This is a genomic window from Variovorax paradoxus (genome assembly GCF_030811855.1).
Classification (GTDB): Bacteria; Pseudomonadota; Gammaproteobacteria; order Burkholderiales; family Burkholderiaceae_C; genus Variovorax; species Variovorax paradoxus_L.
Window position 1 is genome coordinate 1 of record NZ_JAUSRN010000021.1, and the last position, 13,508, is coordinate 13,508.

General features: G+C 64.9%; 15 protein-coding genes. 3 read left to right on the plus strand and 12 right to left on the minus strand.

Annotation, left to right across the window (positions count from 1 at the left end):
- Positions 1-112 precede the first annotated feature (112 nt).
- The 8 genes from trhA to cyoA form a co-directional block, all read right to left on the minus strand.
- Positions 113-799, minus strand: coding sequence for a PAQR family membrane homeostasis protein TrhA (trhA, locus tag J2X92_RS27205; RefSeq protein WP_307580789.1), 687 nt, complete (start codon positions 797-799; stop codon positions 113-115).
- Between the two features lie 81 nt (positions 800-880).
- A complete protein-coding gene (locus J2X92_RS27210) occupies positions 881-1,435 on the minus strand; it encodes a response regulator transcription factor (RefSeq protein ID WP_307580614.1) in 555 nt (184 codons plus the stop codon).
- Positions 1,419-2,828, minus strand: a complete 1,410-nt coding sequence (locus tag J2X92_RS27215) for an ATP-binding protein (protein WP_307580617.1) — start codon at positions 2,826-2,828, stop codon at positions 1,419-1,421. The genes J2X92_RS27210 and J2X92_RS27215 overlap by 17 nt, the downstream gene beginning before the upstream one ends.
- Positions 2,812-3,657, minus strand: a complete 846-nt coding sequence (locus J2X92_RS27220) for an SURF1 family protein (RefSeq protein WP_307580619.1) — start codon at positions 3,655-3,657, stop codon at positions 2,812-2,814. Before J2X92_RS27220 ends, J2X92_RS27215 begins: the two co-directional genes overlap by 17 nt.
- Positions 3,654-4,055, minus strand: a complete 402-nt coding sequence (gene cyoD, locus J2X92_RS27225) for a cytochrome o ubiquinol oxidase subunit IV (protein ID WP_307580620.1) — start codon at positions 4,053-4,055, stop codon at positions 3,654-3,656. Before cyoD ends, J2X92_RS27220 begins: the two co-directional genes overlap by 4 nt.
- Entirely contained in the window at positions 4,052-4,717 is a 666-nt protein-coding gene (cyoC, locus tag J2X92_RS27230) for a cytochrome o ubiquinol oxidase subunit III (protein WP_028259420.1), read from the minus strand. The genes cyoD and cyoC overlap by 4 nt, the downstream gene beginning before the upstream one ends.
- Positions 4,710-6,722, minus strand: coding sequence for a cytochrome o ubiquinol oxidase subunit I (gene cyoB, locus J2X92_RS27235; RefSeq protein ID WP_370878367.1), 2,013 nt, complete (start codon positions 6,720-6,722; stop codon positions 4,710-4,712). Before cyoB ends, cyoC begins: the two co-directional genes overlap by 8 nt.
- Complete coding sequence (gene cyoA, locus J2X92_RS27240; RefSeq protein WP_307580625.1) at positions 6,719-7,753, minus strand: ubiquinol oxidase subunit II; 1,035 nt, start codon at positions 7,751-7,753, stop codon at positions 6,719-6,721. Before cyoA ends, cyoB begins: the two co-directional genes overlap by 4 nt.
- Positions 7,754-7,928: 175 nt before the next feature.
- Here cyoA and J2X92_RS27245 point away from each other — a divergent pair, with 175 nt between their 5' ends.
- From J2X92_RS27245 to J2X92_RS27255, 3 genes are all read left to right on the plus strand, one after another.
- Positions 7,929-9,269 carry an MFS transporter gene (locus tag J2X92_RS27245; protein ID WP_307580627.1) on the plus strand — a complete coding sequence of 447 codons (1,341 nt, stop codon included), beginning with the start codon at positions 7,929-7,931 and terminating at the stop codon, positions 9,267-9,269.
- An 89-nt stretch (positions 9,270-9,358) separates the two neighbouring features.
- Positions 9,359-10,039, plus strand: coding sequence for an HAD family hydrolase (locus J2X92_RS27250; RefSeq protein WP_307580629.1), 681 nt, complete (start codon positions 9,359-9,361; stop codon positions 10,037-10,039).
- On the plus strand, positions 10,036-10,371 hold the full coding sequence (locus J2X92_RS27255) for a hypothetical protein (protein WP_307580631.1): 336 nt from the start codon (positions 10,036-10,038) through the stop codon (positions 10,369-10,371). Before J2X92_RS27250 ends, J2X92_RS27255 begins: the two co-directional genes overlap by 4 nt.
- Here the strand turns inward: J2X92_RS27255 and J2X92_RS27260 are convergent.
- The 4 genes from J2X92_RS27260 to J2X92_RS27275 are packed head-to-tail and all read right to left on the minus strand — an operon-like array spanning position 10,314 to position 13,506.
- Positions 10,314-11,318, minus strand: coding sequence for an isopenicillin N synthase family dioxygenase (locus J2X92_RS27260; protein ID WP_307580633.1), 1,005 nt, complete (start codon positions 11,316-11,318; stop codon positions 10,314-10,316). The genes J2X92_RS27255 and J2X92_RS27260 overlap by 58 nt on opposite strands.
- A 16-nt stretch (positions 11,319-11,334) precedes the next feature.
- Positions 11,335-12,078, minus strand: coding sequence for an amino acid ABC transporter ATP-binding protein (locus tag J2X92_RS27265; RefSeq protein WP_307580635.1), 744 nt, complete (start codon positions 12,076-12,078; stop codon positions 11,335-11,337).
- The gene (locus J2X92_RS27270; protein WP_307580637.1) at positions 12,075-12,797 is read right to left on the minus strand and encodes an amino acid ABC transporter permease; all 723 of its coding nucleotides are present in this window, start codon (positions 12,795-12,797) and stop codon (positions 12,075-12,077) included. The genes J2X92_RS27265 and J2X92_RS27270 overlap by 4 nt, the downstream gene beginning before the upstream one ends.
- 13 nt (positions 12,798-12,810) lie before the next feature.
- On the minus strand, positions 12,811-13,506 hold the full coding sequence (locus J2X92_RS27275; RefSeq protein WP_307580639.1) for an amino acid ABC transporter permease: 696 nt from the start codon (positions 13,504-13,506) through the stop codon (positions 12,811-12,813).
- Between the last annotated feature and the right edge of the window lie 2 nt (positions 13,507-13,508).

The following is a 13,508-nucleotide window of genomic DNA, read 5'->3' on the forward strand; positions in this document are numbered from 1 at the left end:
CCGGGTGCTCCCCGCAGCGAAATAAAGGAGGAGCCGAAGGCGGGGGACATTCGCGGAGGGGAGTACCCGGTGGCCTGTGCACGCGCCCTGAACAGTCCTGACCTATAAAAGATCACCCGTGCGAGTGCCAGAGCACCGCAAAGAAATGGCACGCACTGCCCGCCAGGACGAACAGGTGCCAGACTAAGTGCGCAAACCGTACCTTGTTGTCGAACAGGAAGACCACCGCACCCGCTGTGTAGAAGAGCCCACCGGCCACGAGCCAGCCCAGCCCCGCAGGCGACATGCGCTCATACAGCGGCACGGCCGCCATCAACGCCATCCATCCCATCGCCACGTAGAGGCCGGTCGACCACAGCGGATGCTGCAGCTTGTTGAACAGCTTGGCGCCCACGCCCAGCGCTGCCGCGGCGCAGATGGCGCCGAAAAGCGTCCAGCCCCACGGCCCTCGCAGCACCCCGAACAGGAATGGCATGTAGCTGCCCGCAATGAAAAGGTAGATGGCGGCGTGATCGAGCCGGTTGAACCACGCCTTGGCCCGGCCCATCGGCAGCGCGTGGTACAGCGTCGAAATCAGGTACAGCACGATGGCCGTGCCCGCAAAGAGAGATGCGCCGACGATGCTCGCGGCCTGGCCCTTCTGGGCAGCGCTGTAGACCAGGATCGGCAGCGAAGCAATGGCGAGCAGAAGGCCGAGGCCGTGGCTCAACGCGTTGAAGATTTCTTCCAGCGTGGTCTGGTCGCGGCCCAGGGGCGGGCGCTTGTCTGCGCGAACTGGAATGGCTTGGTGCAATTGCATCGGCTGTCGATTCGTCATTGGGAACAGAATCTCCTGGGTCAAAATTGGTTCCACCGAATTTCGTGAAACCGGCAAGTCATGTTACTTGACCTGCTGTTTGCCCAATTTACGCGCCAATGTGCGCCGATGCATGCCAAGCCGCCGCGCAGTCTCGGAAATGTTGAAGCCCGTTTCGGCCAGCGTCTCGTGGATGCGTTCCCATTCGAGCGTCTTGATCGAGGTCGAGCGGTTCGTCAGTTCCACCTCGGTAGTGCCGGTGGCGCGGCCGAACGCGGCCTCGATGTCGTCGGTGTTCGAGGGCTTGGCCAGGTAGTGGCAGGCGCCGAGCTTGATCGCCTCGACGGCCGTGGCGATGCTCGCAAAGCCCGTCAGCACCACGATCAGCATCTTGGGGTTGTGCCGGTGCAGCATCTGCACGCACGCCAGACCGGAGGCCTCGCCGTTGAGCTTCAGATCGACCACCGCATAGCCGTAGCCGGGCGCATGCGTCTGCAGCAGGCGCTCCACCTCTTCGGCATTGCTTGCGTGCGTGACCGCATAGCTGCGGCGCTCGAACGACTTGCCGAGCGTGCGCGCAAAGGCCGCGTCGTCTTCGACGATCAGCAACTGGCGCTCGGCTTCAGCGGTTTCCATCATGGGCTTTCGTTTCGATGAGGTCGATGGCCGTAGCTTCCTCGCCGGTGCCTTCGTCGTCGTCTTCCTCTTCCAGCACGATGGCCGCAAGGGGCAGCGTGATTGCCACGATGGCACCGCCTTCAGGCCGGTTGTGCACCGCGACACGGCCGCCCAGCGTGCGCGCCACGTTGACCACCAGAAACAGCCCGAGCCCGCCGCCCGGCCGTCCCTTGCTCGACTGGTAGGGCTTGCCGAACTCCTTCAGGATGGAGGGCAGGAACCCGGGGCCGGCATCGGTCACGGTGAGGGTCAGCGCGTCGGCGTCGTGCGCCACCTCGAAGCGCAGCCAGTGCGGCGAGGCTTCCAGGGCATTGTCGAGCACGTTGCAGATCATCTGCTTCAGGGCCGAGTCTGAAACCATGGGCAGGTCTTGGCCAAAGCGGTTGTCGTAGTCGAATTCTTCCACCGGCCGCGTGGTGCGCCATTCCTCGACCAGCTCGTCCAGGAAAGTGCTCACCGTGGTTTCTTCCGATGACTCGCCGCGCGCTTCGCCTGCGGACAGCAGGATGCCGCTCACGATGCTCTTGCAGCGCTGGATCTGCAGCTCCATCTCGGCAACTTCGGTCAGCAGTTCGGGGTCGGAGCTGAAATGCGGCAGCCGGCGCCAGTCGCCAAGGATGACGGCCAGCGTGGCAAGTGGCGTGCCCAGCTCGTGTGCGGCGCCCGAGGCGAGCAGGCCCATGCGCACGATGTGCTCTTCTTCGGACGCGCGCTGGCGCAGGTCGGCCAGCCGCGCATCGCGTGCGCGCAGGTTGCGGCTGATGCGCGTGATGAACACCACCAGCAGCGCCGCGTTGAGTGCAAAGCAGATCAGCATGCCCTGCACGTACGGGCTCCAGAGCCCGCGGTCGTGGTCGAGCGGCAGCTCGAGCGGACGCGAGAAAAGCGCCAGCCCCGCGAAGCAGAGGCTGGTGACCACCACGATGGTCCACGTCGACCATGCCTTGAGCAGCACCGCGCCCAGAATGACCTGCAGCAGGTACAAAAAGACGAACGGGTTGGTGGCGCCGCCGCTCAGGTAGAGCTGCGCGGTGAGCGTGGCCACATCAACCAAGAGCGCGAGAAAGAGCTCGCCGTTGGTCACGCGGCGAAGGCTGCGCGAGCGCAGCAGGCTCACGCCGTTGAAGAGCGCAAGGCAGGTCAGCACCTGCAGCATGTGGTCGAGCGGCAGCCGGATGCCGAAGCCGTAGTGCACCACCAGGATGGTGGCCACCTGCCCGACCACCGCGAACCAGCGCAGCTGGATCAGCTGCTGCATGTTCTTGTGCCCGGTGGCATTGTCCAGGCTCGCCACGCCCGCACGCGGCGCGTGCAGTTCCCCCGCGACGGCAAGTGGCTCAGTCGCGGTGGACATCGGGGCGGAAGCGGGCTTGGGCATCGGCGCTGGTATTTTCGCCGCTGCGGCGCTTGCGCCCCTCGCGCCAAGCGTATACGGCTGCGGCCAGGACCATCAGCGCCAAGCCGTACCAGGTGAAGGCGTAGACGAGATGACTGTTGGGAAAGGCAATGACCGTGAGGCCACCTGCAGGCCAGGCGGGCGCTGCGCCGGATGAGGAGGGGGCAGCGTCCGCATCGACGAAATAAGGCGCCACGTTGCCGAGGCCGCGCGCCGCGGCAATGGCCTGCACGTCGCGCGAGAACCAGCGCCCTGTGGCCGGCTCGTTCTTGCGCAGGAAGCCGCCATTGGGCTCCGTGATGCGCAGCAGGCCGGTCACCGTGGTTTCGCCCTGCGGCTCGGTGGCCTTGCGCGACGGGCGCTCCTGCGCTTCGAACGGCACGAAGCCGCGGTTGACCAGCACGATGCTGCCGTCGGTGGCTTGCAGCGGCGTCAACACCCAGAAGCCTGCACCCAGACGGGTGCTGGCCTGAACAAGGGTTTCCTTGTCGTGGAGAAAGATGCCGGCGAGGCGCACGCGCCGGTATTCGTCGGCGGCCGCGTTGATCTGCGGCCAGCGCTCGGGGCCGGGGGCCTCGGCGGCCGGGGCATGCACGCGCTGTTCGACGCGGGCGATGAGATCGAGCTTCCAGGCCCGGCGCTCGACCTGCCAGGTTCCGAGCGCAAAGAAGCCGGCAAAGGCCAGTGCCGCGCAGACCGCCAGCGCCGCCCGGGCCGCCGCGGAGCGTTGGCGGCCGGCCGGTGTGTCGAGGCTTGGAGTGCTGTGGTCTGGCGGCCGGAGCGTCAAGGCATGTTCTTCATGTCGTGCACCGACATCGGCATCATGTTGGTGTTCATGTGGTACATGACCCAGAGCGACCCGGCCAGCGTGATTACGACAAGCACGATCGTGAAGATCAGCGCCAGCATGTTCCAGCCGCTCTCCGACTTCGCGTCCATGTGCAGGAAATAGATCATGTGGACCACGATCTGCACCGCGGCAAAGCCGAGGATCACGAGCGAGGTGGTGTGCGTGCTGACGAGCACCTTGCCCATCACCAGCCAGAACGGAATTGCGGTGAGGATCACGGCCAGCACGAAGCCGGTCATGTAGCCCTTGAAGGTGCTATGGCTGACGGGGCCGTCGTCGTGATGGTCGTCGTGCGCATCATGGCCGTGCGCGGAGTGGGTGGTGGGGGCGCTCATTGCATCGATCCCATCAGGTAGACGAAGGTGAAGACGCCGATCCAGACCACGTCCAGGAAGTGCCAGAACATCGACAGGCACATCACGCGGCGGCGGTTGGCGGCGGTGAAGCCGTGCTTGGGCAGTTGGATCATCAACACGATGAGCCAGACGATGCCGAAGGTCACGTGCAGCCCGTGCGTGCCGACCAGCGCGAAGAACGACGACAGGAAGGCGCTGCGCTGCGGGCCCGCGCCTTCATGGATGAGGTGCGCGAATTCGTACAGTTCCAGGCCGATGAAGCCTGCGCCCAGGAGGCCGGTGACGACCAGCCACGCCAGCGTGCCGCCCATGCGCTTGCGTTGCATCTCGAGCACCGCGAAGCCATAGGTGATGGACGAGAAGAGCAGCAGCGAGGTGTTGATCGCCACCAGCGGCAGGTCGAACAGGTCGGCGCCCGAGGGGCCGGCCGCATAGCTGCGGCCCAGCACGCCGTAGGTCGCGAACAGGCAGGCGAAGACCAGGCAGTCGCTCATCAGGTAGAGCCAGAAGCCCAGCAGCGTGCCGTTCTCGGGATGGTGATCGTTGCCGACGTGGAACAGCTCGAACACGGGCGGCTTGCCCGTCTTGTCGCTGTGGGCGTGGCCGGCCGCGGGGGAGTGGAGGACGGAGGTATCAGACATGGGCTGCTGCCAGGAGTCGCGTGCGGGCGTCTTCGGTGCGGACGACTTCATCCGCGGGGATGTGGTAGTCGCGCTTGTAGTTGAAGGTATGGATGATCACGGCCGCCAGCATGGCGAAGAAGCCCACGCCCGCCACCAGCCACATCTGCCAGATCAGTGCGAAGCCGCAGGTCGCCGCCAGGGCCGCGATGATGAAGCCGGCCGCCGTGTTCTTGGGCATGTGGATGGGTGTGAAGCCTTCGAGCGGGCGGGCATAGCCGCGGCGCTTCATGTCGGTCCACGCGTCGTTGTCGTGGATGCGCGGCGTGAACGCGAAGTTGTAAGCCGGCGGCGGCGACGAGGTCGACCACTCGAGCGTGCGGCCGTTCCACGGATCGCCCGTGGTGTCGCGCAGCGAATCGCGGCGGATGTAGCTCACCACCAGCTGGATCAGGAACGACGCGATGCCCAGCGCGATCAGCACCGCGCCGAAGGCGGCGACCTGGAACCAGATCTGCAGCGACATGTCCTGGAAGTGGCTCATGCGGCGCGTGACGCCCATCAAGCCCAGGATGTACAGCGGCATGAAGGCGAACCAGAAGCCGACGATCCAGAACCAGAACGAGCACTTGCCCCAGAACGGATCGAGCTTGTAGCCAAAGGCCTTGGGGAACCAGTAGGTGATGCCGGCCAGCATGCCGAACAGCACGCCGCCGATGATCACGTTGTGGAAGTGGGCGATCAGGAACAGGCTGTTGTGCAGTACGAAGTCGGCCGGGGGCACCGCGAGCAGCACGCCCGTCATGCCGCCGATCACGAAGGTGATCATGAAACCGATGGTCCACATCATGGGCAGCTCGAAGCGGATGCGGCCGCGGTACATGGTGAAGAGCCAGTTGAAGATCTTCGCGCCCGTCGGGATCGAGATGATCATCGTCGTGATGCCGAAGAACGAATTCACGCTGGCACCGGAGCCCATGGTGAAGAAGTGGTGCAGCCACACGAGGTACGACAGGATCGTGATCACGACGGTGGCGTAGACCATCGACGCGTAGCCGAAGAGGCGCTTGCCCGAGAAGGTGGAGACCACTTCGGAGAAGATGCCGAAGGCCGGCAGGATCAGGATGTACACCTCGGGGTGGCCCCAGATCCAGATCAGGTTCACGTACATCATGGCGTTGCCGCCGAGGTCGTTCGTGAAGAAGTTGGTGCCGACGTAGCGGTCGAGCGACAGCAGGGCCAGCACGGCCGTGAGCACCGGGAAGGCAGCCACGATCAGCACGTTGGTGCAGAGCGCGGTCCACGTGAACACCGGCATCTTCATCATGGTCATGCCGGGCGCGCGCATCTTCACGATGGTGGCCAGCAGGTTGACGCCGGAGAGCAGGGTTCCGACCCCCGCTATCTGCAATGACCAGATGTAGTAGTCGACCCCCACGTCGGGGCTGAAGAGAATGCCCGACAGCGGCGGATAGGCCAGCCAGCCGGTCTTGGCGAACTCGCCGACGAAGAGCGACGCCATCACCAGGCCCGCGCCGAAGGTGGTCATCCAGAAGCTGAAGTTGTTCAGGAACGGAAAGGCCACGTCGCGCGCGCCGATCTGCAGCGGCACCACGAAGTTCATGAGGCCCGTGACCAGCGGCATGGCCACGAAGAAGATCATGATCACGCCGTGGGCGGTGAAGATCTGGTCGTAATGGTGCGGCGGCAAAAAGCCGGCGTTGTCCCCGAAGGCGATGGCCTGCTGGGCCCGCATCATGATTGCGTCGGCAAAGCCGCGCAGCAGCATCACCAGCCCGAGGATGATGTACATGATGCCGATCTTCTTGTGGTCGATGCTGGTGATCCAGTCGTGCCACAGGGTGCCCCAGAGCTTGAAGTAGGTGAGGGCGCCCAGCACGGCAAGGCCGCCCAGCACCACCGCCGCAAAGGTCGCAAGCAGGATGGGCTCGTGGTAGGGAATCGCCTCCCACGTGAGGCGGCCGAAGATGAGCTTCGTCAGGTCAAGGTTCTCGAACATCGTCATTCTTCGGTGGTGCACATCGCGGTGACGTACTTGCGCGTCGGCGAACTGGAATTGATGCTGTCGGGCTGCCAGGCGGTTGCCTTGGCGGCCACGTTGAAGGCGCCCGGCTTGCCCAGGCCGCCTTCGGCGTCGATGGCCATCATCTGCTTCATGCACATCTTGTTGCGGTCGACGCAGCGGTTGAGAATGGCGTCGTACAGGTCGGGCGCCACGCTGGCGTAATGGCGCACGGGGTCGCGCTCGCTCGGCGCTTCGAGCTTCACGTAGGTTTCGCGGGAGAGTTCGCCGTCCTTGCCGGCCTTGGCCTTCTTGACCCACTCGTCGAAGCCTTCGTTGCTGAGGCCGTGGAACTTGAAGCGCATGCCCGAGAAGCCCGCGCCGCTGTAGTTGGCCGAGAAGCCCTCGAACTCACCCGGCTTGTTGATGACCGCGTGCAGCTTGGTTTCCATGCCCGGCATGGCGTAGATCTGGCCGGCCAGCGCGGGAATGAAGAAGGAGTTCATCACCGAGGTGGCCGTGATCTTGAACGTGATCGGCCGGTCGACCGGCGCGGCCATTTCGTTCACCGTGGCAAAGCCCTGCTCGGGGTAGATGAAGAGCCATTTCCAGTCGAGTGCCACCACTTCGACCACCAGCGGCTTGGCTTCGGCGGGAACCGGGCGCTCGGCGTCCAGGCGGCTCAGCGGCCGGTACGGGTCGAGCGTGTGGGTGCTGATCCAGGTGATGGCGCCGAGCGCGATGATGATCAGGAGCGGCGCTGCCCAGATCGCGAGTTCGAGCTGGGTGGAGTGGTCCCAGTCGGGGCTGTAGTCGGCCTCCTTGTTCGACTGGCGGTAGCGCCAGGCGAAAAAGATGGTCAGCGCGATCACCGGGATGATGATGATCAGCATCAGCACGGTGGAGACGACGATGAGTCGTCCCTGCTGATTGGCGATGTCGCCGGAAGGGTTCATGAGCACCGTGTTGCAGCCTGCGAGCAAGGCAAGCGGGAGCAACAGGGGCCATCGGCGAAGAGATTTGAGGGTGGGCATGCCGAAAGAAAGAAGTGCGTGGGCTGCGCAAAGACTCCACAATCTACGACCAAAGGCCCCCGCCGCCTATTGGACGTTTTGTCCTATGGCGGGAAACTCAGTTCGGTGAGACGCTTGGACCCCTGTTCAATGGTCTACCTTTGTCACTGCCGGTGACACCGAATTAAAAAACGCAATGACGACGACGTCCAGCATCAGTCCGCAAGGCGCACAGCCTGTGCCGAACACGTCCGGAAACGACGCCCGGCAGGGCGACGAACACTCGCACATCGCACCCGGTGAGATCGCCGTGGGCGTGATCATCGGCCGCGCCTCGGAATATTTCGATTTCTTCGTCTACGGCATTGCCTCAGTGCTGGTGTTCCCGGCGGTATTCTTTCCGTTCGAGGCGCGTCTGGAGGGAACCCTCTACGCCTTCGTGGTTTTCTCCTTCGCATTCATCGCGCGGCCGTTCGGAACTGTCATTTCAATGGCCATCCAGCGACGGTTCGGGCGAGAGGCCAAGCTGACCATTGCGCTGTTCGTGCTCGGCACTTCCACCGCGGGCATCGCCTTCTTGCCGGGCTACGCGAGCATCGGGTTCACGTCGATCGTGCTGTTGTCGGTGTTCCGCTTTGCCCAGGGCCTGGCGCTCGGCGGCTCATGGGACGGCCTGCCATCGCTGCTGGCGCTCAATGCGCCGCAGAACCGCCGCGGCTGGTACGCCATGCTGGGCCAGCTGGGTGCGCCGCTCGGCTTCTTCGTGGCCAGCGCTCTGTTCGCCTACCTGTATGCCAACCTGCCCCTCAAGGATTTCCTCGACTGGGGCTGGCGCTACACCTTCTATGTTGCGTTTGCGATCAACGTTGTGGCGCTGTTTGCGCGCCTGCGGCTGGTAGCCACCGAAGAATATTCGCGCCTGCTGGAAGAGCGCGAACTGCAGCCCACCAGCGTGGTCGAGCTGGCGCGTTCGCAAGGCGCCAACTTGCTCATTGGCGCGTTCGCGGCGCTGGCCAGCTATGCGCTGTTCCACCTGATTACGGTGTTTCCGCTGTCGTGGATCACGCTGTACTCCGACCAATCGATCACCGAGTTTTTGGTGGTGCAGATGATCGGCGCGGTGCTCTGCGCCGGCGGCATCGTGGCCTCGGGCCTGATTGCCGACCGCGTGGGCCGCCGCTTCACGCTGGGCGGCCTGGCCGCGATGATCGCGGTCTTCAGCGGTTTTGCGCCCACGCTGCTCGATGGCGGCCGCGTCGGCCAGGACATTTTCATTTTGCTGGGCTTCGTGCTGCTGGGGCTCTCCTACGGCCAGGCGGCCGGCGCGGTGACCTCGAACTTCGAGCCCAAATACCGCTATACGGGCGCTGCGCTCACGGCCGACCTGGCGTGGCTTATCGGTGCGGCTTTTGCCCCGCTGGTGGCACTGGGCCTGTCGGCGAATTTCGGGCTGGCCTATGTGAGCGTCTACCTGCTGTCGGGTGCGGTCGGCACGCTGGCGGCGCTGGGGCTGAACCGGGCGCTCGTGCGCGACTGAGCGACGGATCCGAGCTGCTTCTCAGTTTCTTCAAAAGGGGCCGGTCGGCCCCTTTTTTGTTTTCCGGCGCGCAGGCTTAGGATCGCTCCATGTTCTCTGCCGCCATCTTTGACATGGACGGGCTGCTCATCGATTCGGAGCGGCCGATCATGGCTGCCTGGATCGAAGCCGCTCGCACGCTCGACATCGAGCTTTCGCACAGCCAGTACCTGCAGGTGGTGGGCCTCGCCACTGCGGAGTCGGAGCTGATCCTCGGCGCGCTGCTGGGCGGCCCTGAGGCCTACAGGCATGCCATCGACCATGTCCGCAAACTGCTGCAACTCCAGCGCGCGGACGGGCTTCCGATGTTTCCCATCAAGCCCGGCGCGACCGAGTTCCTGGGTGCGCTGCGGCAGCGCGGAACACGTTGCGCGGTGGCATCGTCATCGACGAGCGGGCAGATACAGGCTTGCCTTGGCAGCCTCGACGTGCTTCACCATTTCGAGGCATTCGCGGGCGGTGACGAGGTGGCGCGCGCCAAGCCCGATCCTGCGCTCTACCTGCTGGCGGCGGAGCGCCTGGGCGTCGACCCGGCCGAATGCGTGGCCTTCGAGGACAGCGAGAACGGCGCCAAGGCCGCGCTGGCGGCAGGCCTCCGTGTCGTGATCGTGCCGGACCTCAAGCACCCGCCCGCATCGATCGTCGAGCGGGCGTTCCATGTGCTCGACTCCCTGCACGAAGCCGTGGCCCATGTGCCGCGGTGGTTTCCCGGCCAGGTGATACGCACATGATCAAGATCGGGACCCTCTGCCACGTGCTCGACAGCTGCCTTGCGTCGCCGATGACCGAGCGCGCCGTTGGACGCATCGTGGAGGTGGTCTCCGCGCCTTACGAGGCGCCCAGCGAGCGCTACCTGCCCGGCACCTACTACGACGTGCTGTTCGAGGGCTGGACCTTCTATTGCCGCAGCGACAAGCTCGTGCCCATTTCCGATCCCGATGCGGATGTCGGCAATTGGGAAGACGAATTCATCGACGCCGCTGACAGCCTTCCTTCGAGGGCACCTCAGAGCACTTCGTCGCGCAACTGCGGGAACACCTTCGACACCTTGGCGAGCAGGTAGTCGCCGTAGCGGCCGTTGAAGGCATGCACGTTGGCGCGGTCCCAGCGCTCGGAGCTGTCGTCGCGCGCCTCGGCACCCGCGAGGCCTTCGATGCGCTGTACGCGCGCTTCGAAATTCGGATCGAAGAACAGCGGAAACGAGAGCCGGTCGCGCCCCGAGGTGTTGCGCCTCACGCGGTGCGGCGTCGACTTGTAGAGCCCACCGGTCATGCGGTCGAGCATGTCGCCGATGTTGCAGACGAAGGAGCCGGCAATCGGCGGCGCGTCGATCCAGCCGCCAGGCGTGTGCACCGAAAGGCCACCCACGTCGTCCTGGTGCAGGATGGTGAGAAGGCCGTAGTCCGTGTGCTCGCCCACGCCCCATTGCACGTCCAGGCCTTCGGGCACGGGCTGCGAGGGGTAGTTGAAGAGACGGAACAGGATCAGCGGATCAGCGGTGTAACGCTCGGCGAAATACGTGGCCGGCAGGCCGAGGCTCAGTGCAATGCCTTCCATCAGTCGGTGGCCCAGCTGTGTGACGGCCGCCATGTAGTCGAGGATGGCTTCGCGCAAGCCCGGTACCTCGGGGAAGAGGTTGGGCCCGTGCACCGGCGTCTTCGCCTGCACCAGCGGATGGGAGGCGGGCAGCTCGGTGCCCAGGTAGAGGCCTTCCTTCCAGTCGGGCCGGCCCGAGGTGAGTTCGCCGCCGAGCGGAAAGTAGCCGCGCCAGGCGCGCCCGCCCAAGGCCATGCGCCATCGCATCTTGGTTTCTTCAGGCAGTTCGAAGAAGCGGCGGCTCAGGTCTTCGAGCCGCTGCACCAGCGCCGCGTAGACGCCATGGCCCGTGACGTAGAAAAAACCGTGCGCGCGACAGGCCGCGCCGATCTGCGCGGCCACGCGGTTGCGTTCGGGCGCGCCCGAAATGAGCGGCGCGATATCGATCACTGGAAGCGTCTGTGTGTCGGTCATGGGCATGAAGAGCATGTCATGGGCCGCGCGCGAAGGGCGAGCGGATGTCCGAAAGAAACTGCTGCGCGCGCGGGTGTTGCGGCCGATTGAAGAAGTCGTCGGGCGTGGCGCGCTCGAGCACCTTGCCCTCGTCCATGAAGATCACGCGATCGGCCACTTCGCTCGCGAAGCCCATCTCGTGCGTGACGCAGACCATCGTCATGCCGTCGCGCGTGAGGTCGCGCATCACGAGCAGCACCTCACCCACCATCTCGGGATCGAGCGCACTGGTGGGCTCGTCGAACAGCATGAGCGGCGGCTGCATGGCGAGCGCGCGCGCAATCGCCACGCGCTGCTGCTGGCCGCCCGAGAGTTCGCTGGGCCATGCGTTGGCCTTGTTCGCAAGACCGACGCGCTGCAGCAGCGCCATCGCGCGCTCTTCGGCCTCCTTGCGCGTGAGGCCGCGCAACTGCATCGGCGCCATCGTGCAGTTCCGCAGCACCGTGAGATGCGGGAACAGGTTGAACTGCTGGAACACGAAGCCGATGCGCGAGCGGAACGCGTTCACGTCGGTGCCTGGCGCGTGGATGTCCTTGCCGTCGAAAAGAATGCGGCCCGACTGGATCGGCTCCAGCCGGTTGAAGGTGCGAATCAGCGTCGACTTGCCCGAGCCCGATGGCCCGCACACCACGACAACTTCGCCCTTGTGGATGGTCTCGTTGATGTCGACCAGGGCCTGGTAGCTGCCGTACCACTTGTTGACGTTCTGCAGTTCGATCATGCGGACACCTTGGGGGCCGAAGTGGGATTGGCGATGGACATGCCGCGCCGCGCGAGACGGCGCTCGAGCCAGTAGGCGAATCGCGACAGCCCGAAGCAGAGAATGAAATAGGTGAGGCCCAGGATCAAATAGATCTGCGCCGGCTTTGTGAACACCTGCGTGTTGATCTGCGTCGCGATGAACGACACCTCGGCCAGCCCGATGATGTAGCCCAGCGAGGTTTCCTTGATGGTCGAGACGAACTGGTTCACCAGAGAGGGCAGCATGCTGCGCAGCGCCTGCGGCAGCACCACGAGGCGCATCGCGCGGCCATAGTCCAGGCCCAGCGCGCGGGCGGTTTCCATCTGGCCGCGCGGCAGGCCCTGGATGCCGGCGCGCACGATCTCGGCGAGGTACGCCGCATCGAACACCACGAGCGCGATCAGCATGGTGGTGAACTGGTCGGTTTTCACGCCCGTCACGCTGGGCAGGAAGAAGTAGGCCCAGAAAATCACCATCAGCAAGGGAAGGCCGCGCACCACGAAGACGAAACCCGTGACCGGCCAGCGCAGCCACCGCCACGGGCTCACGCGTGCAAGGCCAAGCACGATACCCAGCGGCAGCGCGAGCACGAGGCCGCAAGAGGCGAGCAGCAACGTGAGCACCAGCCCGCCGAGCGGCCCGTTCGGATACTGCCCGATGAGAAAGTAGACCCAGTAGTCGTTGATGATCTCTAGCATCAAATCAACTTTTCTAGATGGTTCGCACCGGATAGCGGTGGTGGTACCAGGTGGCAAGGCCGGTGATCGCGAGCGACACCGTCAGGTACGCTGCGCTCGCGAACGCGAACGACTCGAAGCTGCGGAAGGTCGCACTCTCGACCTGCCCGGCCTGGTACATCAGCTCGGCCACGCCGATCACGGTGGCGATCGAGGTGTTCTTCCAGAGGCTCAGCGTCTGCGAGATGAGCGGCGGCACCGTGACGCGCAGCGCCTGCGGCAGCACCACGCGGCGCATGGTGTCCAGAAAGCCGAAGCCCAGCGCGCGGCCGGCCTCGAACTGCACAGTGGGAATCGCGCGGATGCCGCTGCGGATGTCTTCCGCCATGAACGCGGCCGTATAGAGAGAAAGCGCGATGATGGCGCTGTAGGCCTCGATGTGCCCGGCATACAGCCATTGCTTGATGCCCTCGGGCAGCAGCTCGGGCGCGCCGAAGTACCAGAACAGCATGTGCGCGAGCAGCGGCACATTGCGTATGACTTCGATATACGCAAAGCCGAGCCAGCGCAGCGGTGCGAGCGGTGCAAGGCGCAGCAGCGCCACCACCAGCGCGATGGGCAGCGCCAGCACCAGCGAGGCCGCCAGCAGTTGCAGCGACAGCAGCAGGCCTGCGACCAGCATGTCGTGGTACTTGCCGGTGAGTAGCAACGAATAGTCGAACAGGGGCATGG

Coding starts and splice junctions, on each gene's coding strand:
- trhA (WP_307580789.1), bottom strand. CDS start 799: ATGCAATTGCACCAAGCCATTCCAGTTCGCGCAGACAAGCGCCCGCCC.
- J2X92_RS27210 (WP_307580614.1), bottom strand. CDS start 1,435: ATGATGGAAACCGCTGAAGCCGAGCGCCAGTTGCTGATCGTCGAAGAC.
- J2X92_RS27215 (WP_307580617.1), bottom strand. CDS start 2,828: ATGTCCACCGCGACTGAGCCACTTGCCGTCGCGGGGGAACTGCACGCG.
- cyoD (WP_307580620.1), bottom strand. CDS start 4,055: ATGAGCGCCCCCACCACCCACTCCGCGCACGGCCATGATGCGCACGAC.
- cyoC (WP_028259420.1), bottom strand. CDS start 4,717: ATGTCTGATACCTCCGTCCTCCACTCCCCCGCGGCCGGCCACGCCCAC.
- cyoB (WP_370878367.1), bottom strand. CDS start 6,722: ATGACGATGTTCGAGAACCTTGACCTGACGAAGCTCATCTTCGGCCGC.
- cyoA (WP_307580625.1), bottom strand. CDS start 7,753: ATGCCCACCCTCAAATCTCTTCGCCGATGGCCCCTGTTGCTCCCGCTT.
- J2X92_RS27245 (WP_307580627.1), top strand. CDS start 7,929: ATGACGACGACGTCCAGCATCAGTCCGCAAGGCGCACAGCCTGTGCCG.
- J2X92_RS27250 (WP_307580629.1), top strand. CDS start 9,359: ATGTTCTCTGCCGCCATCTTTGACATGGACGGGCTGCTCATCGATTCG.
- J2X92_RS27255 (WP_307580631.1), top strand. CDS start 10,036: ATGATCAAGATCGGGACCCTCTGCCACGTGCTCGACAGCTGCCTTGCG.
- J2X92_RS27260 (WP_307580633.1), bottom strand. CDS start 11,318: ATGACCGACACACAGACGCTTCCAGTGATCGATATCGCGCCGCTCATT.
- J2X92_RS27265 (WP_307580635.1), bottom strand. CDS start 12,078: ATGATCGAACTGCAGAACGTCAACAAGTGGTACGGCAGCTACCAGGCC.
- J2X92_RS27270 (WP_307580637.1), bottom strand. CDS start 12,797: ATGCTAGAGATCATCAACGACTACTGGGTCTACTTTCTCATCGGGCAG.
- J2X92_RS27275 (WP_307580639.1), bottom strand. CDS start 13,506: ATGCCCCTGTTCGACTATTCGTTGCTACTCACCGGCAAGTACCACGAC.